Origin of the sequence: Sphingomonas sp. RIT328 (assembly GCF_000632225.1) — a bacterium.
Lineage (GTDB): Bacteria > Pseudomonadota > Alphaproteobacteria > Sphingomonadales > Sphingomonadaceae > Sphingomonas > Sphingomonas kyungheensis.
Map to the genome: position 1 here is coordinate 72478 of NZ_JFYV01000013.1, position 18675 is coordinate 91152.

Annotated in this window: 12 protein-coding genes; 5 read left to right on the plus strand and 7 right to left on the minus strand. The window is 65.9% G+C overall.

The window, feature by feature from the left end:
- Positions 1-51: 51 nt before the first annotated feature.
- Positions 52-453 (minus strand): MarR family winged helix-turn-helix transcriptional regulator, encoded by a 402-nt coding sequence (locus BW41_RS08210; protein WP_152542196.1) that lies wholly within the window; start codon positions 451-453, stop codon positions 52-54.
- Positions 454-574: 121 nt separating this feature from the next.
- Between BW41_RS08210 and BW41_RS08215 the strand changes: the two genes are divergently transcribed.
- Complete coding sequence (locus BW41_RS08215) at positions 575-2275, plus strand: chloride channel protein (protein WP_235199693.1); 1701 nt, start codon at positions 575-577, stop codon at positions 2273-2275.
- A gap of 79 nt (positions 2276-2354) precedes the next feature.
- Positions 2355-3989, plus strand: a complete 1635-nt coding sequence (locus BW41_RS08220; RefSeq protein ID WP_235199694.1) for an MFS transporter — start codon at positions 2355-2357, stop codon at positions 3987-3989.
- Positions 3990-4135: 146 nt separating this feature from the next.
- Here BW41_RS08220 and BW41_RS20930 read toward each other — a convergent pair whose 3' ends face one another.
- Entirely contained in the window at positions 4136-4357 is a 222-nt protein-coding gene (locus BW41_RS20930; RefSeq protein ID WP_152542197.1) for a hypothetical protein, read from the minus strand.
- A 92-nt stretch (positions 4358-4449) separates the two neighbouring features.
- Between BW41_RS20930 and BW41_RS08225 the strand changes: the two genes are divergently transcribed.
- The 3 genes from BW41_RS08225 to BW41_RS08235 all read left to right on the plus strand — a co-directional run bounded on the left by BW41_RS08225 (position 4450) and on the right by BW41_RS08235 (position 10686).
- Positions 4450-5880, plus strand: a complete 1431-nt coding sequence (locus tag BW41_RS08225; protein WP_037533502.1) for an IS1182 family transposase — start codon at positions 4450-4452, stop codon at positions 5878-5880.
- 991 nt (positions 5881-6871) lie between these two features.
- Complete coding sequence (locus BW41_RS08230; protein ID WP_051583346.1) at positions 6872-9445, plus strand: TonB-dependent receptor; 2574 nt, start codon at positions 6872-6874, stop codon at positions 9443-9445.
- 8 nt (positions 9446-9453) lie between these two features.
- Positions 9454-10686, plus strand: coding sequence for a histidine-type phosphatase (locus BW41_RS08235; protein WP_037533504.1), 1233 nt, complete (start codon positions 9454-9456; stop codon positions 10684-10686).
- Between the two features lie 197 nt (positions 10687-10883).
- On the opposite strand, the gene BW41_RS08240 is transcribed toward BW41_RS08235, so the two are convergent.
- From BW41_RS08240 to BW41_RS08260, 5 genes are all read right to left on the minus strand, one after another.
- Positions 10884-12395: a tryptophan halogenase family protein gene (locus BW41_RS08240; protein ID WP_037533507.1), complete on the minus strand. Its 1512-nt coding sequence runs from the start codon at positions 12393-12395 to the stop codon at positions 10884-10886.
- Positions 12392-13426, minus strand: coding sequence for a cupin-like domain-containing protein (locus BW41_RS08245; RefSeq protein WP_051583347.1), 1035 nt, complete (start codon positions 13424-13426; stop codon positions 12392-12394). The genes BW41_RS08240 and BW41_RS08245 overlap by 4 nt, the downstream gene beginning before the upstream one ends.
- Complete coding sequence (locus BW41_RS08250) at positions 13423-14148, minus strand: SapC family protein (protein WP_037533509.1); 726 nt, start codon at positions 14146-14148, stop codon at positions 13423-13425. Before BW41_RS08250 ends, BW41_RS08245 begins: the two co-directional genes overlap by 4 nt.
- A gap of 134 nt (positions 14149-14282) precedes the next feature.
- Entirely contained in the window at positions 14283-17495 is a 3213-nt protein-coding gene (locus BW41_RS08255; protein ID WP_037533512.1) for a TonB-dependent receptor, read from the minus strand.
- Between the two features lie 182 nt (positions 17496-17677).
- Entirely contained in the window at positions 17678-18373 is a 696-nt protein-coding gene (locus BW41_RS08260; RefSeq protein ID WP_037533549.1) for a DUF6445 family protein, read from the minus strand.
- Between the last annotated feature and the right edge of the window lie 302 nt (positions 18374-18675).

Here is an 18675-nt window from a genome sequence, read left to right on the forward strand (position 1 = left end):
TGAGAATGTCCCGACGGTTTCCGTTGCTCCTCTTCCGACCGCGCCATACGATCACAAGTCTGAGAGTATATTCAGCAGCAACGGACGCAGGCGACGAAGTTCGCCACGATGAGTAAGCGCAAGCGCGGCGATCTTGTTCGCCCCGGCCGGGGTCAAAACCACGGTCACGCTCCGGCGATCGGTCGTGCCCGCCGTTCTCCGTACCAAGTCGAGTTTTTCCAATCGATCGATGAGACCGGAGGCGCTGTGCGGACGTAGTCGGAGTTGATCTGCAAGCTCACCTACCGGCAGTGCCAGATCGGGTGATGCGCGCAGCGCCAAGAGAGCCTGATGCTGCTGCGCGGTGATGCCGGCCGCTACGGCCGCATCTTCGCTGAAGGATAGGAACGTGCGCAATTGCCGTCGAAACCCGGCGAGAGCGCGATAGTCCTTGTCGCTGATCGGATCGTCCATGGCCTCGATCATGGCACGAAAACAACCGATTGAGAAATATCGTAGCGCGATATAGTTGCCGGTAATGAGCTTTCATCCATCTCCCCCGCTCCGTCTCGCCGATCACACCGCCGACCGCCGCATGCTGATGCTCGCCGGTCTGGCACTCGTCGTCGGCAGCGGTGGCGCTGCCGCCGCTTGGCTGCTGTTGAAGCTGATCGCGCTGGCGACCAACCTTGCCTGGTACGACCACGCCTCGTTCGCGCCGGTGTCGATCGTGCCTGCCGCGCACGGCGTGCGCACGCTGCTCGTGCCGGTGGCAGGCAGCATGGTGATCGGACTGATGGCGCGGTTCGGATCGGAGAAGATCCGCGGCCACGGCATTCCCGAGGCCATCGAGGCGATCCTGTTCGGGCAGAGCCGGCTGTCGCCCAAGGTTGCGGTGCTCAAGCCGGTGTCGGCGGCCGTCTCGATCGGATCGGGCGGTCCGTTCGGCGCAGAGGGGCCGATCATCATGACCGGTGGCGCTATCGGCTCGCTGCTGGCGCAATGCTTTCATCTGAGCGCCGCTGAGCGCAAGACCCTGCTGGTGGCGGGCGCCGCGGCGGGGATGACCGCCATTTTCGGCACACCGGTCGCGGCCATGCTGCTCGCGATCGAAGTGCTGCTCTTCGAATGGAAGCCGCGTAGTTTCGTGCCGGTGACGGTCGCCGCGCTGGCCGCGATCGCGTGGCGCCCGTTGATGATCGGCAGCGGGCCGATGTTCCCGCTCGTCGCGCCGATGATGATCGATGCGACGACGCTGGTCGGTGCGGCAGCTCTGGGCGTCGTGGTCGGCGTTCTAGCCTCGTCGCTGTCATCGGCGCTGTACCGGATCGAGGACGGTTTCCATCGCCTGCCGGTCCATTGGATGTGGTGGCCGGCACTGGGTGCACTCATCGTCGGGATCGGCGGGCTGATCGATCCGCGCGTCCTCGGCGCAGGATATGACAACATCCAAGCGCTGCTCGACGGATCGATGGTGGCGCGCGCGATCGTGCTGCTGCTGGTCGTCAAGGCGATAGTCTGGGTGGTCGCGCTGGGTTCGGGCACGTCCGGCGGCATCCTCGCGCCTTTATTGATGCTAGGCGCGGCGGTCGGCGCGCTGGCAGGGCACTGGCTGCCGGGCGGTGTCGGTCTGTACGCGATGGCGGGCATGGCGGCGATGATGAGCGCCTCGATGCGCGCGCCGCTGACCGCAGCCGTCTTCGCGGTCGAGCTGACGGGGCGCCTCGACGCGCTGCCGGTAGCGGCAGCGGCGAGCGTGGCGGGCTATGCGATCGCGGTGCTGGTGCTCCGCCGGTCGATCCTGACTGAGAAGATCGCCCGACGTGGCCGTCACCTTAGCCAAGAATATACCGTCGATCCGCTGAGCCTCGTCCGGGTTGGAGAGATCATGACACGTGATCCCGATACGCTGCTCGCCACCATGTCGGTGGCGGACGCTGCCGTGTTTTTCGGAGATGCCCCGCATCGCTCCTATCCGGTCGTAGATGGCGATGGACGGCCGGTCGGTCTCGTATCGCGCGCCGATGCGTTACGTTGGATGGACTCGCCGCCCGACGCGGGGGCGCCCCTTGGGGATATGATATCGGATGGCTCCCTCTCCACCGTTCCGCCGACCCTGCCGGTCGATCGCGTCGCCGAACTGATGCTGGCCGAGGACATCGGCCGGGTGCCGGTGGTGGATGACGGCGGCATGCTCGTTGGTCTGATTGCCCGCCGTGATCTGCTGCTTGCGCGAACTGGCCGGCACAGCGACGAGCGCGACCGGATGCGGTTTACCGGTCGAAAAGCGCAGTGAACGCGCTATCCGGACCATCAGCACGCCTCTGTCCGGTTTTGCCAAGGTATGAAAAGACGCCGCATGACGCGGCAGGCCGATGACGACACGTCATCTGATGGCGGTCAATTTGAGGGGGTTATGGGGCACTATGCAGGCGATGAGAAGTACGCTGTCAGACCGGCAGGCGGTGTGGGCCTTCGTGCTGGGCTGCATCGCCGTGACCTTTGGCGTGTGCGCGCACCTGCCCATGTTCGCGATGGCGCGGTCGATGCACTATCGCCTCGCCGGCATGCCGATGGACAGCATGATGCTGTTCGGCATGGCGCTGATCGTGCTGGGGACGCTGACGGCCGCCTATGGCCTGCTACCTCGCAACGTAGCGGCCCAGCGTACCGCGGCGGCAGACATCATCGTCGCACCGCCGGAGGATGCGGCGTTGGGACTGGCGCATTGGGGGCTGATGGCGGTGCTGGTCATCGCACTTATTATCGACGTGATGAAGCCCGCCTCGCTCGGCTTCACTGTCCCGGGCATGGTCAGCGAATATGGCGTGCCGAAAAAGACCGTCTCGCTGGTCCCGTTCTTCGCGCTGGCCGGCACGGTTGTCGGATCGGTGCTCTGGGGCTGGATCGCCGACCTTTACGGCCGCAAGGCGTCGATCCTGTTATCGGCGGTGATGTTCGTCGGCACGTCGATTTGCGGCGCGATGCCGAGTCTGGCCTGGAATATCGCGATGTGCTTCATGATGGGCGCTGCGGCCGGTGGGATGCTGCCGGTGACCTATGCCCTGCTCGCCGAGATGATGCCGAGCCGGCATCGGGGTTGGAGCCTCGTCCTCGTCGGCGGACTGGGGGCGGTCGGCGGCTATTTCGCGGCTAGCGGCATGTCGGCGGTGCTGCAACCGATCTTCGGCTGGCGGATCCTGTGGCTGGCGAACCTGCCGACCGGGCTGACCTTGGTGGTTCTTGGCGCTTTCATCCCCGAATCCGCCAAGTTCCTGCTGGCGCGTGGCCGGACGAGCGAGGCGGAAGCGGTGATGCGGCGTTTCGGCGCGAAGGCGCAGCGGGCGGGTCCGGCACAACATGCGCAAAAGGGCGTGTCGCATGCGCTGACCGGGATCGGGCTGTACGGTCAATTGGCAGCGCTCAGCCTGTGCGCCCTGTCATGGGGCCTTATCAACTTCGGCGTGCTGCTCTGGCTGCCGGCCGACTTGGTCGCAAAGGGCTATTCGGTCGGCGTGTCCAGCCGATTGCTCGCCGAGAGCGCGCTGATCGCATTCCCGACGGTCTTTGTCGCCGCGCTGCTGTACAGTCGGTGGAGTACGAAGGGGGCGCTTCTGGCGATGACGGCCATCACGCTGGCCGGACTGCTACTGGTCCTGCGCTTGGAACTCGCTGGGATCGGCAGTCCGGTCCTGCCGGTAGCGCTGCTGATCGTCGGGACGAATGGTATCATTGCGATCGTCCTGCCGTATGTCGCGGAAAGCTTTCCGCTCCGGGTGCGTGCCCGTGCGACGGGCTGGGTTGCCGCTTGCACGAAGGGGGGCGGACTGCTGGCGCAGGGTCTGACGATCGGCGGCATAACTTTGTCGATGGGACGCTCGTCGCTGCTGGTCATGGTGCCGACCGCGCTTTCACTCGTGCTTGTGGCCGTGTTCGGGCGTGAAACGCGCGGGCGCGACCTTCGTGAGCTCGACGCGACCAATGGCCCTTCCATTTTCGTCGAGCGGTAGAAACTGCCTGGCGCATCCAGTCAAATCGCTTTGGGTGATAAGCTGACCAGCGCTGTCAGTTGGCTTTGATCGTTCCCGAAACTCGATCCAGACCGTCCGAAAACATGACTACGATGCTGGTGATATGGGGGGGGCTAAAAACCCCATCAGGGATTAGTGGTTTTGCTCGCCGATCGCCGCGCCATCGACATGGCAACTGCGCTTGCCAACTGGGCGATCAACACCCCGAAAATGACTTTTCGTATCGCTGGGGCTCCGGGAGACGAGGTTCCAGTAACGAAAAGCTCGTAAGCCAACAGCAAACCGACCATGATGGTGCAGCCGATGTTGATCCAGAAAGCGGTTTTATATGCAGGACCGAACTTCACTGCTCACCTCTCGGGCGCAGGTTTGATACGGCTCGAACGAAAGAGCAATCCGCCTGATTCCTTTGCCTGAGGACAGCGGATATACCGTGCCTATGGCATATATCGAAGGTCATGCTCGGGACCAGGCGCTGCTCCTGCCGGCGTCGGTCGAGGACTATGTGGGAGCGGACAATCCGGTGCGGTTTATCGACGCCTTCGTCGACGATCTCGATCTGGGCGGTGCCGGTTTTCTGCGGGCGCAACCAAAGGCGACGGGACGGCCGGGTTACGATCCAGCCGACATGCTCAAGCTGTACCTATACGGCTACCTCAACCGGGTGCGGTCGAGCCGGCGTCTGGCAGCGGAAGCGATACGCAATCTCGAGCTGATCTGGCTGCTGCGCGGGGTGCGGCCGGACTTTCGGACCATCGCCGATTTCCGCCGCGAAAATCGGGCCGCGTTCAAGGCGGTGTTCCGCGAGTTCGTGGTGCTGTGCCGCAAGCTCGACCTGTTCGGGCGCGAGCTGCTGGCGGTGGACGGCACGCGGCTGAAGGCGGTGAACAGCCGGGCGCGCAACTTCAGCCGGGAGCGGCTGGCGACGTATCTCGCGTCGGCCGACGCGCGACTGGAGCGATACCTGGCCGAGCTCGACCAGATCGACCGCGGTGAAGATGGTGCCGGCACCGGCCGTACCGACGCGCTGGGGACGAAGATCGCCAGACTACGTGAGCAGCGTCAGGCAAGCGTCGCGCTGCTCGGCCAAATTGAAGAGAGCGCCGAAGGGCAGATTTCGCTCACCGATCCCGATGCGCGCGCGATGGTCGCTCACGGCAAGGTCACCATCGGCTACAACGCGCAGGTGGCAGTCGATGCCAAACACAGCCTGATCGTCGAGCAGCATGTCACCAACGCCTGCAACGACATGGGCCTGCTGGCACCCACCGCCCGCGCGGCGATGGAAGTGCTCGACGTCGAGCGTATCGATGCCGTGGCGGACATGGGCTACCACAAGGGCGAGGACATCGAGGCCTGCGAAGCCGCCGGCATCACGCCGTACATTCCGCGCCCGCACCGGGGCGTCAACGTCAGCAACGGCCTCTTCCCCAAGGAGCGGTTTCGCTACGATCCGGCAGCAGATGCCTATCACTGCCCCGGTGGGCAGGTGCTCGACACCCGCTACAGCTCGGTGACGCGCGGGCATGTCACGATCCAGTATTCCAATCCTGCCGCCTGCGCCGGGTGCCAGATGAAGGCGCTGTGTACCAAGGGGCGCTGGCGACGCGTCAACCGCTGGGGGAAGGAAGAGATCATCGAGCGCATGGCCGAGCGCCTCGCAAAGCGACCAGACCTCCTCGTCGTCCGGCGTTCCACCGTCGAACACCCGTTCGGCACGATAAAACAATCGATGAACCAGGGGGCGTTCCTGATGCGCGGTCTGGAGAAGGTCCGTGCCGAGTTCAGCCTGACGGCACTCGCCTACAATATCAGGCGGGCCATCACCCTCATCGGCGTGCCGGGGATGATTCGGGCGGTGCAGGCCTGATCCGCGCCGCCAGCTCCGCCCTCACGACGCCGGATATGGCCTCACAGTAGCCCATTTCACCCCATCGGAGCGCAAAAGCTGAAAAGCCCGCCCCCTTCAGACACCTCTCGGCCGGTGAACGTCCAGACCATAATCACAGGCGAGTTTTCGGACGGTCTGCATCCCAATCGGAACGGCGCGGGCCGTCTTGATAGCTGTTCCTCAACCAGGCACCCGGATTGTCGATTGCGCGACGAAGCCTGTATGATGTTCCGGATGGAAGAACGATCCGTTTCCATGACCAGCTTCGCCTACCGGACCTATAATCCTGTCCTTGGCGCTTCATTACTCGATATACACCCTTAGATGATCGAGGTCGGTTTTTCCAAATTACCATGAAAATGGAAGGTTAGGTCGGGCGATGATGGAGGTTTCTCCTTTCCAAGATCAAATCGGCTACAGGCGCTATACTTGGATTAAGTACCTCCTACTTGTACTTTGAGTACTCAAGCGGTATAGGCAAATAGCCGGCTGCAACGGTGATCGGCAGCGCCTCGCCATAATTGTGACGATAGGGCAGAGCGTTTTCCGGGGTAAGGGTTGCGACTGTTCCGGATGTCAGTCGTCAATTGACGACATGTCCGCAGCGTCGCGCGCGCGCTGACGATATGGTCCGATATCGGCAGCAGGTATTTCGATCATGCGTCGCCCCACTCTCACGCTGACGGAACGCCAGCGGGTCGGATCGCAGGGCGAAGCCGATACCGGCCCCTGATCGCGCACCTGATCCCACGGATAGATTTGGCAAAGGCATAAGACCGATGTCGAACATCGGAGGCAGGCTGCCGAGCCGCTCTGCAACGCCGACCCCATGGGATCGGCCGTTGGTCCAGCCTGGGACGCCGACCACCTGACATAAAACCGTCACGGGTTTGTCGCCCAAGAGTCGTTTACAGCCACTAGGCGCCCCCCCGGCATGGCCGGGGGGAAGCAGGACGTGATCAGAATTTCGATGGCTGCGCTGGCGGCCGGGATCGCGGTGAGCGCGCTCTGCGTGACGACCGTCGACGCACAGACCGCGCCCGCGCGCTCGATGCCGGAGCGGGCGGATCTGGCGGAACCCGCCGATATCGTCGTGACGGGCACCCGCGCTGGCGAACGCAAGGCGATCGAGGAGAAGCGCAAGGCCGACAATTTCGTCGACGCGATCTACGCCAACGATGTCGGCAAGCTGCCCGACCAGAACGTCGCCGAGGCCGTGCGCCGCATTCCCGGCCTGTCGGTCGCCAACGATCAGGGCGAAGGCCGCTACGTCATCATCCGTGGTATCAACCCGGATCTGGTCAACGTCACGCTCAACGGCATGACGCTCCCGGCGCCCGAGCCCGAGGGTCGACAGGTCAAGCTCGATGACATTCCCTCGGCACTCATCAGCGCGGTGGTCGTCACCAAGTCGCTGACCGCGGATCAGGATGCCAATGCGATCGGCGGCTCGGTCGACATCCGCACGCTGTCGGCGTTCGATCGCAACAAGGCCTATTTCGCCGATGCCCGTGCCGCCTATGGCTGGTCGAAGCTGAACGACGGGCATCCCTATGAGGGCGATATCCAGGTCGGCGGACTGTTCGGCCCGGACCGTCAGTTCGGTGCGGTCCTTTCGGTCAATTATTCGAAACGGCCGATCGAGTCCGAGAATTTCCAGGGTTCGACCAATTACCGTGTGCCGGTGGCGGCGAATGGCTTCGTCGTGCCCGATCAATATGGCCTGCGCGACTATAATTTGACGCGGACGCGCAAGGGGGCGGTGCTCAATCTCGACTGGCGGCCGAGCGATACGACCAAAGTCTTCCTGCGCGGTACCTATTCGGCGTTCGACGACAATGAGACGCGCGACCAGTTCATCATCGACAATGAATCCGCCTTCACCAACCAGACCGCGACGACCGGTACGTTCCGCGGCCGCGGCAGCGTGCGCGTGCGGCGACGCGAAGAGGCGGACAATACCAGGTCGGTGCAGGGCGGCGGTGATATCGATCTCGGGCCGGGGCATGTGACGATCAGCGGCGGCTATGCGCGCGCGCAGAAGCGCGATCCTCTGCGCTCGGAATATAATTTCCGCACCGGCGGCACCGCGCTCACCGTCAATTACGACGTGTCCGGCACACCCTATGTCTTCGTGCCGGCCAATGCGGTGGCGCAGACCGCATACACCCTCAACAGCGTCAATTACGACCACCGGCTCGCGGTCGAGACGCTGGCGCAGGGGCGGATCGATTATTCGATCCCGCTGGCATGGGGCAGCGACAGGTCGTCGATCAAGATCGGCGCGAAATATCTCGACCGGCACAAGACCAACGATCGCGACTATGTCACCTATGGCCTGGCCGCGCGACGACCGTTCACGCTTGCCGACGTGTCCTATCTCGGTGACACGAGCTTCTACGGCAGCGACTATGCCTTCGGCCCGCGGATCGATTACGATCGCGGCCAGGCCTATCTTGCCGCCCATCCGGGCACGATCACCCTCAACACGGCGGGTTCGATCAATAACAGCCTTGCCAATGATTACGACGTCAGGGAGCGGATCGCCGCCGCCTATGCGATGGCGACGCTCAAGATCGAGAAGCTGACGCTCGTTCCCGGCATACGCGTCGAGCAGACCCGCGATCGCAGCGCGGCAAAGCTCATCACCGCGAAATCGGCGCTCGATTCGGGGTTCAACAGCTTCGGGTCGAAACGGTATACGGACGTCTTCCCCGGTCTCAACGCCCGCTATGATGCGACCGACGACCTCGTCCTGCGCGGCGCGGTAACGACGTCGATCGGTCGCCCCAATTACGCCCAGCTCGCGCCGTTCGTCTCGGTCGACCAGACCACGAATCCCAATTCGGTGGCGCGCGGCAACCCGGATCTGAAGCCTTACAAAGCGCTCAACTTTGACGGCGCTATGGAATATTATCTGCCGGGCCAGGGGCTGATCTCGCTCGGCGGCTTCTACAAGACGCTCGACAACCCGATCTACGCCCAGTCCCTGCTCGGGCAGAACGGCACGTTTGCCGGCCAGGCGCTGACCAACGCGACGGTATCGACCGCGCTCAACATCGACAAGGCGAAAGTCTACGGGGTGGAGATCAATCTCCAGACCCGCTTCACGTTCCTGCCGTCGCCGCTCGACGGGTTCGGCGTCAGCGCCAATTACACCCGCATCTGGGGCAACGGCAATGGCACGATCCTGGGCGCGGCGCCGCGGACCGGCGACATCCCGCTGTTCCTGCAATCGAAGCACGTCGGCACCGCCCAGATCTTCTACGAGAAATACGGCTTCGCGGTGCGAGCGGCCTTTTCCTATCGGTCGGCCTATCTCGACACGCTGGGATCCACCGCGGCGCTCGATCAATATACCGATGCCAATGGCCAGCTCGACGTCAACGCCAGCTATCAGGTGACGCCGGAATTGACGTTCTTCACGAGCGCGACGAACCTGACCGATGCGCCATGGCGCCGCTATATCGGCACGAAGGCGCAACTGGTCGAACGGGAACGCTATAGTGTTTCGTTCCGCTGGGGCGCGCAGCTCCACTTCTAGGATTCCCGATGCGATCGATCCTCCATATCGCCGCCGCGATCCTCCTGGCCTGGACCGGTTCGACCGTCGAGGCGCAGACCGGCCTGCGCGTCGACCGCGTCGTCATGCTGATGCGCCACGGCGTGCGCTCGCCGACCAAGGCGCCGCCGATGCCCGTGGGAACGGCGGCCGAGGCTTGGCCGGACTGGCCGGTCAGGCCGGGCTATCTCACGCCGCACGGGGCCGAAGCGCTGCGCCGTCTGGGTGAGGCGGATCGCGCGCGCTTCATCGCCGATGGCGTGATGCCGCGCACCGGCTGCGCGGCGCTGCACATCGTCGCCGACAGCGACCAGCGCACGATCGCGACCGCCGACGCCTGGGCCGCCGCAGTCGCCCCCGGCTGTGACGTCGACATCACGCATCGTCCGCAGGATGTCGCGGACCCGGTCTTCTCGCCGATCGGCGAACGCGCGGTCGCCTTCGATGCCGAAACGGCGCGCCGGGCTGTCCTCGCGGATGCCGGACCCGACGGGATCGCCGGGGAGGAACGCCGCCTGCGCCCGGTACTGTCGCGGCTCGACACGATCCTGTGCGGACCGGCGCGCGCCGGCTGCGGTGTCGCCGGTGAACCGTCCGCGCTCGCGCCGGTCAAGCCTGGCAGCAGGCCGAAACTCTCCGGCGCGCTCGACCGCGCCTCGACCGTCGCGCAGATCCTGCTGCTGGAATATGCCGAGGGCATGCCGATGCGCGATGTCGGTTGGGGCCGGGCGACGGCCGCCGACATCGCCCGGGCGTCCGAACTCCACGCGGTCGAATTCCGGCTGCTCGCGCGCCCGCGCTATGTTGCCGCCGCGAACATGGCCGGGATCGCCCCGCTGATCCGCGACGCGCTCCGCGATGGGCAGGCGGATGCGCCTGGGATCACGATGATCTCGGGACACGACACCAACGTGGCGAGCCTGGCCGGTCTGCTGGGCCTGCACTGGCAGGTCCCGGGGCTCGCCGCGGACGATCCGTCGCCGGGCGGCGCGATCGTGTTCGAGCGGTTGGTCGACGGATCGGGGCACCGCTATGTGCGTGCGGTCTACCGGTCCCAGACGCTCGATCAGATGCGCCTGCTCACCAGGTTCGACGGCGCGACACGGCCTTATCGCGCCGTGATACCGATAGCGACCTGCAACGCGCGCGGCGTCCGTGGCCTGTGCACGCTCGAGGCATTCGAAACCCTCATGACGGCAGGCGTCGCGGCTTCGGCACGATAGCGTGCCCGACGTGAGGATGGTTGCCCTCCACGACGCACGGTGCCGGCGGTATCCTTCTTTAAAAGCGTCGTCCCATGATTGCCGAGCAGGGAGGTGTTGGACATCGCAAGGCAATCGCCAATCCTGATGACGCGCCCTTCGCGCGCCCTTGCTTCACGGCAGCCATTCTCCCCGATCCGCAAGTATGTCCGCCCGAACTATCGGTGCGTCCTCAAAGTAGGAGGTCCCTTGCTGCGGAGATAGTCCTGCAGATACGTTTCGTGGGAGGGAAGGGCGTCGACCGATGCTGAGATACGCTGCCGGATACCCTGCAACACGGCGTTCAACTGGTTCGAAGGCATCAATCGCAGCAGCGGGTGATGGCTCGAGGCTGCGAGGCGCTGGCCTAGCATGACCTGCAACCACGATGCGACGCGGAACAGGTCGTGATCGGCCTGATAGGCATTGGCGCTGTCCCGGAACAGGGCGATGCGCTCGGCAAGACTGTCGGGAATCGCCATCGTCCGCCGGTCGCGCCAGAACGGCTCGTCGCGGCCGGTGAGATGATAATGGAGGATGATGAAGTCGCGCACGCCCTCGATCTCCTGCGCCGCCTGGCCATTGAAGCGCGCGATCGCCGCCGCGCTCGGCCGGCCGGCCGGCAGCAACTGGAGGAAGCGGGTCAATGCGATCATGATCAGGTGGATGCTGGTCGATTCGAGCGGCTCGACGAAGCCGCTCGCCAGGCTGAGCGCGATGCAATTGTGCTGCCATGCCGCCTTGCGCCGGCCGGTGCGGAAGCGGATCAGCCGCGGCTCGATCAGCGTCCTGCCCTCGGCGGCCGCCAGCAGACGGGCGCGGGCGGCATCGTCGCTGAGATAGTCGGCGCAATAGACCAGCCCGGTGCCGACGCGATGCTGCAACGGGATCTTCCAGCGCCAGCCGGCATCGTGCGCGATCGCGCGCGTATAGGGCGGTGCCGGCCCGGTCGCCTCGGTCTGCATCGCCAGCGCGCGGTTGGTCGGCAGCCATTCGCCCCAGTCCTCGAACCCGACGCCGAGCGCCTCGCCGATCAGCAGCGCGCGGAAGCCGGTGCAATCGAAGAAGAGATCGCCCGGAACGGCGGTGCCGTCGGCGAGGATCAGCGTGGCGATGTCGCCGCTGTCGGCGTCGCGGACGACCCGGTCGATCCGGCCTTCGATCCGGCGCAGGCCGTTCGCCTCCGCCTTGCCGCGGAGGAAGTGCGCATAGCGACCCGCGTCGAAGTGATAGGCATAATTGAGCGCGGGGGTGCCGCCGACGGCGAAGCGGTCGGCCGCCGCGGCCTCGTGTTCGTAGCAATAGGCGCCGAAGGGTTCGGCGATGCCGCGCGCCTGCGCCTCCAGCCAGAAATGGTGGAAATCGCTCATCCATGTCGACTGGCCGACGTCGCCGAAGGAATGGATGTAGCGATCGCCGTGGCGCGCCCAGTTCTCAAACGAGATGCCCAGTTTGAAACTGGCGCCGGTCGCCTCCATGAACTCGCGTTCGTCGACGCCGATCAGCGCATGGAAGGCGCGGACGGTCGGGATGGTCGATTCACCGACGCCGACGGTGCCGATCTCGTCCGACTCGATCAGCGTGATCTCGGCGAACGGGCCGAGTTGACGGGTGAGGATCGCCGCCGCCAGCCAGCCGGCGGTGCCGCCGCCCGCGATGACGATGCGGCGCGGGGTCGCCGGCGCGGTCATCGGTTGATCCGCTGCAGCAGCTGCGCGCGCAGCAGCCGCGCCGTGCGCGCGTCGAGCGGGGCGAGCGCGCCCTGCGCCGGGGCGGGCAGGTGTGCCGCGGCGCGGCCGGCATCGCCAAAGACGTAATAGTCGAACATCGCCGCCCAGGACGCTTTCTCGGCCGGCGGCCGGTCGCGCAGGCTGAGCAGCGCGTGCAGGATCGTCGTCATCGGCGAGTCCATGAAGGCGGGCGACGCATTCCACCAATAATTGATCATGACGTTGAAGTCGGACAGCGCCTCGACGTGGTGCCACCACAGCGCGGGGTAGACGATCGCGTCCCCCGGCTCGAGCTCGGCGACGCGGGCGTGCCGCTGCGCCTCGGCGAAGGCCGGGAAGCGATCGAGATCGGGCGCGCGGAAGTCGACCAGCGAGACGACCTGTCCGCCCGGCGTCGGCTCGAGCGGGCCGGGGTAGAGGTTGGCGATCTGGTCCGGGGGGAAGAGCGTGAACCGGCGCCGGCCGACCGCGACGCAGGCGATGTTGTTCGACATGTCGTAATGCGCCGACGCGATGGTGCGCGTGCCGATCCAGATGCTGCGCAGCGCCTGGCCGAACACCGCCGCGTCGAGCGCGAGATCGTTGCCGGCCGCGGCGAGGCCCGGGAAGAACTGGCCGAGGTCGGTCGAGCCGACGTAGAAGGACGCGCCCGCCTCCGCCTCCACCCCGGCGAGCATGCGGCGCAGATAGGCGGCGAGATCGACACGCTCCGCGGCGAAGGCGAGGCGGGTGAGGCTGTCGTCGTAGAAATAGCGCCCGCCCGCCTCGGCCGGCGCGGTGTAGCCGACGCCCGGCTGACCGCTGTAGAAGGACAGCAGATAGTCCGCCGCGGCCGCGTCGCTTTGCCGCCCGGCGGTGACGATCGGCCAGTCGCGCACCAGCCCGCGCACGATCACCGGCTCGCCGTGCCGGACGAGCGCATCGGGATCGAACGGCGCGGCCGATGCCGCGACCTCGGCGACGCGCCGGTCGGTGATCGCGGCGGTGGTCATCGCGCCGCCCGCTGCGCCTTGAGCGCGATCAGCCGCTGGACGTTGCCGAGCGACGCCGCGGCGAGGATCGCGCCGGCGAGCAGGCCGTGCCGGTGCAGCCGCTCCAGCGGCTCGCCGGAAAGGTCGGCGAGCGCCTGCCGATCGACGGTGAATATGTCCGGCACCTCATAGGTCCGGCCGTCGTCGAGCGCGATCTGCAAGGTGATCGGGCGGAGCAGTCCCGCGTCGCGCCACGCGGCGCAGATCGCCGCGACCGTCTCCATGCCCTGATAGATCGTCCGCAGCACCTCGGTCATATGGTCGAGCAGCGGCGCGGTGCCGCCATGTTCCTTGAACAGCGGCAGGCCGTCCGCCGCGCCGACGCGCGGATCGGCGAGGTCGAGATGCACCATCGGGCCGTCGTCGTCGCCCGCCTGCGTCGTGCCGACCGCGATCGAGAAGGGGCCGCGCCGCTGGAAGACCGGGACATAGTCGCTCGTCCAGCGATCCCCGGCGAGGAACAGATTCTCGTCGCGGTCGAGGCCGAGCAGCGCATAAGGCTGGATCGCACCGTCCTCCTCGCGGAAGATGATCGGGAAGGCGCGCTGCGCTTCCTCGAATTCGGACGGGAAGATCGGCGCTTGGTTGACGTCGTCGCCGAACGCCGCCCCGGCGCGGATCGCGACGCGCAGATCGGCATGATCGATGGTGTTGAGCAGCACGCGGTTCATCGCCGTCAGCATCTCTCTTTGTCTGTCTGTGATCCTGTCCCGGTCGCCGGCCTATCCTGCCGCGTCCGGGTCAGCAAGCGTCTTTCCGAAAAAAAAGGGCCGCTCCGGAAGAGCGGCCCCAAGGGGAGGGGTAGATAAGACCAAGTCTAGAAGCGATAGCGCGCGCCCAGCAACAGTCGCGGCTTGTTCTCCTGCGCGAAGAAGGTCTGGTTCTCCGAGCGGCCGAAGCTGCGTACCGATTCGCTCGTCAGGTTGATACCTTCCAGAGAGACGGCGATCTGTTGATTGATGTCCCAACTGACGTTGACATCGACGCTGCTGTACGGCGCGAAGAAGACCGGGTTGCGATCGGTGGTGCCGCCGCGGCCGATCTCGGACAGGAACTTGTCGCGCCAATTGTAGGTGAGGCGGGCCGACAGGCCGTTCTTGTCGTAGATCAGCGAGGCGTTGGCGGTGTCGGACAGGCCGAGCAGCGCGAACTGGTCCGCGGTCGGCGCCGCCAGCACGTCGATGCCGACGTTGCCGCGGACCAAAGTGTACGATGCCGCGACGCCGATCCCGGTCCGGCCGAAGAAATACTGGCCGGCGAATTCGGCGCCGTAGATTTCCGCGTCGCGGTTGTTGATCGGCGAGGCGATCGAGAAGATCGCCAGCGGATCGTTGGCATCCGGCGTGATGTCGACCGATCGCGACAGCTGGTCGAAATAGCCGCCGTTGACCGAGGTGCCCGAGCTGTTGGCGCGGATGTCGGCATCGGTCTGCGCGACGTTGCCGCCGTTCTGGACCAGCCGCGCCGTATAGCTGAACAGGTTGATGTCGGTCTTGTCGAGGCCGAGGCGGGTGAGCGCGGCGGCCGCCGTGCCCGACCGCGATCCCGCCGCCCCGGTGGTCGCGTCGCGCAGCCCGAACAGATTGCCGTTGGACAGGCCGGTGCCGACGAAGTTGCGCACCCGTTTGTCGAAGAAGCCCGCCGACAGGTAGCTCGACGACTTGAAATACCATTCCGCCGAGACGTCGAAATTGTCCGAGACGAGCGGGCGCAGATTGGGATTGCCGGTCGTTCCGTTCGGCTGGCCGCCGAACAGCGTCGCGCGGCTGCCGGCACCGGCGGTCGAGCTGACGAACTGGTCGCCGTAGGACGGCCGCGCGATCGTCTTGCTGAACGAGACGCGGGTGATGACGTTCTCGAACGGCGAGATCTGGAAATCGATCGCCGGCAGCAGATTGTCGTAGCTGCCACGGCCGGTCAGCGGCGAGGCGACCGACGATCCCGGCACGTTGAAGTCGTTGTCCGACGTCCAGACGATCGCGGAGGGTCCGTTGACCAGCGAGAAGGCGCGCACCTTGGTGACCTCGTAGCGCGCGCCGACGACCAGCGTCGCGTCCGCGCCGGCGATCTGGCCCTTCCAGGTCAGCTGGCCATAGGCGGAGGCGATCTTCTCCTCGATGCTGTCGTCGTTCGCCGAGCCGGCGGTGACGGGATTGCCGCGCGCGGCATAGAGCGGCGAGAAGATGTTGTTCAGCGCCACCGCATTGCCGCGGAAGGCGTTGAGGCCGGGGCCGGTGACGCCGGGCTTGAAGTGATCGAACTTGCAGACGAGGCAGAAGGTCTTGAGCAGACCGCCGGCCTGCGCCGCGACCTCGCCGGGATTGCTGATGCTCCAGTCGCCCAGCGTCTGGGTGGTCTGGGTGCGGGTCGAGCGCAGCTTCGAATCGATGTAGCTGCCGCCGAATTCGGCCTTGCTGCCGCCGCCGAGATCCCAGCCGAGGCCGATCTGCGCCTGGTTGATCGTCTGGATCTGCCGCGCCGAATTGGTGCGGGCGACCTGCGTGCCGAGATCGCCGGCATCGAGCTGGCCGTTGCAATTGCCGATCACCCGGCCCGGTCCGGCGCTGCTCGACAGTGCGTTGCAGTCGTTGATCGTCTCGCTGACCGAGGGGAAGCCGCGCGACCAGTCGATCGTCTGGCCGTTGACGACGTTCGCGCCCATCGAGAACAGCGTCGAGCTCGCGCCGTTCGACGCGTCCGGCAGCGCCTGCGACTTGGAATGCTGGATGTCGGCGACGAGCTTGAACTTGTCGGTGACGTCCCAGGCGGCGTTGAGGCCATATTCCTCGAGCTTGTCCTTGGTGGCGCGGAACTGCTGCTCGTAGCCGGTGTCCTTGGGATCGGGGACCGCCTGCGAGATGACCGTCGCGGTCGGCACCGGGCTGTTGTCGAAGGTGACGGTGCCGAACGGCCGGTTGAGCCAGTTGGTCTGATCCTGCCGCGCCTCGTTCTGCCGGTTCTGCGCCCACAGGACGTCGGCGGTCAGCAGCAGGTTGTCGACCGGGCGGAATTGCAGGACGCCCGAAGCGTTGATCCGCTCGCGGGTCGATTCGGAGAAATGGTAGCGGGCGTCGTTCGGGAAGGCGATCAGGCTGCCCGCGGCCGGGCGGTTGTTGATCACCGTATTGGCGCCGAAGATGTCGCCGGGATTGTCGATCGTGCGGATGTTCCAGGCGTTCGACGTCGAGCTGGCGGCGGCCGAATTGCGCTTCTGATAGCTGCCGAACAGCGCGACACCGAAGGTATCGCTATCATTTTTCCAGTTCAAAAGGCCCGACACTTCCGGCGTGACCTTGGCCAGGCCGTCTTCGTCCTTGGCGATGCTGGTGTCGTAGGACGCCTTGGCACCGATCGAGCCGGACAGGCCCGACTGGCGGGAATCGAGCGGCTTGCGGGTGATGACGTTGATCGTCGCGCCGATGCCGCCGGTCGGGATCGCGGCGCGCCCGGTCTTGTAGACCTCGAGCGTGCTGACGCCTTCCGACGCGAGATTGCCGAAGTCGAACGAACGGCCGGTCGCGGTCGCGAAATCGACGCTCTGGTCGCCGCCGACGCCTTGCAGATTGGTCGCGGGCAGCTGCCGGCCGTTGAGCGTCACCAGGTTGAAGCCGCCGCCGAAGCCGCGCGCGGTCACCTCGGCGCCCTCGCCGTTGACCCGGTTGATCGACACGCCGCTGACCCGCTGGAGCGATTCGGCGAGGTTGGTGTCCGGGAACTTGCCGATATCCTCGGCCGAGATCGCGTCGACGATGCCGTTCGAGTTGCGCTTGATGTCGATCGCGCGGTTGAGCGAGGCGCGGATGCCGGTGACGACGATGTCTTCGCTCGATCCTTCCGCGGTGGCGGTGGTGGCGCCGTCCTGCGCGGCGCGCGGCGCGTCTTCGGAACCCGGCTGCGCATTGGTGGCAGGCGCGTTGCTGTCGTCACCGCCGCCGACGACCTGCGCCGCGGCAGGCGTCGCGAGACACAATGCGATCGCGCCGACCGATGTCGTGCAGACGAGCGCCCTCAATGGCGAAAATCCCCTCATGCTTCCTCCCCTTACGGTCAAGCAGCCGCCTGTCGTCGGTGGCCATCGCTTGCCTCGGCGCCAAGACCTACTGTCCTGTCCTACGTTGTCAATGGCAATAAAAGTATACGGATCATCGGTTCCTGCTGTCGCTTTATTATGTGCGACAAAACAACATTCGATGAAATCGATTGCCGTGCAGGCTAGGCGGGGGTCAGAGTCAAAAAGATGTTGGCGGTAAGCCGGCCGCGGCGGGGATCGGCGGTCAGTTGCGCGGGAGAGGGGACCGTCCCCGAATGGAGGATGCAGCTGCGATAGACGATCATCCGGTTGAACGCCGCGTCGACCTGCGCCGTCCGTTCGAACCACGGCGCGCCATCGTCGACATAGCCGTCCGGCGCGGCCTCAGGCGCGCGGGCGGCGCGATAGGCGGCGAGCCGTGACTCGTCGAGCCGTTCGAACCCGGTCGCTTTGTGGCGGTAGAAAGCGGTGCCGCCGGCGCGGGCGTCGCACAGATAATGGAGGATGGCGAATTGCGCCGGGTCGACCGAATCGACATGCGGCGCGCGCTGCGGCGGGGCAAGGGCGTCCGGCGCCAGCGTCACCAGAGAGAATGCGCCCTGCGCGCGGCTCGGACGCACCGCCCCCAGCCCGAACGCCTCGCCGATCGGGCCGACCAATACGTTGACGACGGACTGGATATAGGCGTTGGGCAGCGCAACGCGCAGCCCGGGATAGCCGCCGGCCGGACCATAGGCCGGGGTGAAGCGACTCGCCGCGGCGACGTCGACCAGCTCGGCCGGATCGGCGAGCAGCCCGGCGGCCGTGAGCAGCGGCGCGCGCTCCGTCCCGATCTCCGTCGCGGTCAGCCGGGCGTCGCCGGCGATGGCAAAGGCCATGGCGCGGCTCATGCGATGGCGGTGTGGCGGATCACGGGCTTATGCCGGGCCGCGTTCGGCGTCCGGTCAGTCCGCTGCCAGGCACGCCGCGACGATCCATCCAGTCCCCCCTCATGCCGCTCTCCCGACGGCAGAGACACTTCGATACAAATTGTCTAACGTTGTCAATCGCCTTTACGGTGCAACCAGAGTGGACCGATGCGATGGTGATCCGTACACCGGGGGATGGTCCAGGCTCCGCATCGCACCACGATCGTCGACGTCGCCCGCCACGCCGGCGTGTCGACCAAGACGGTGTCGCG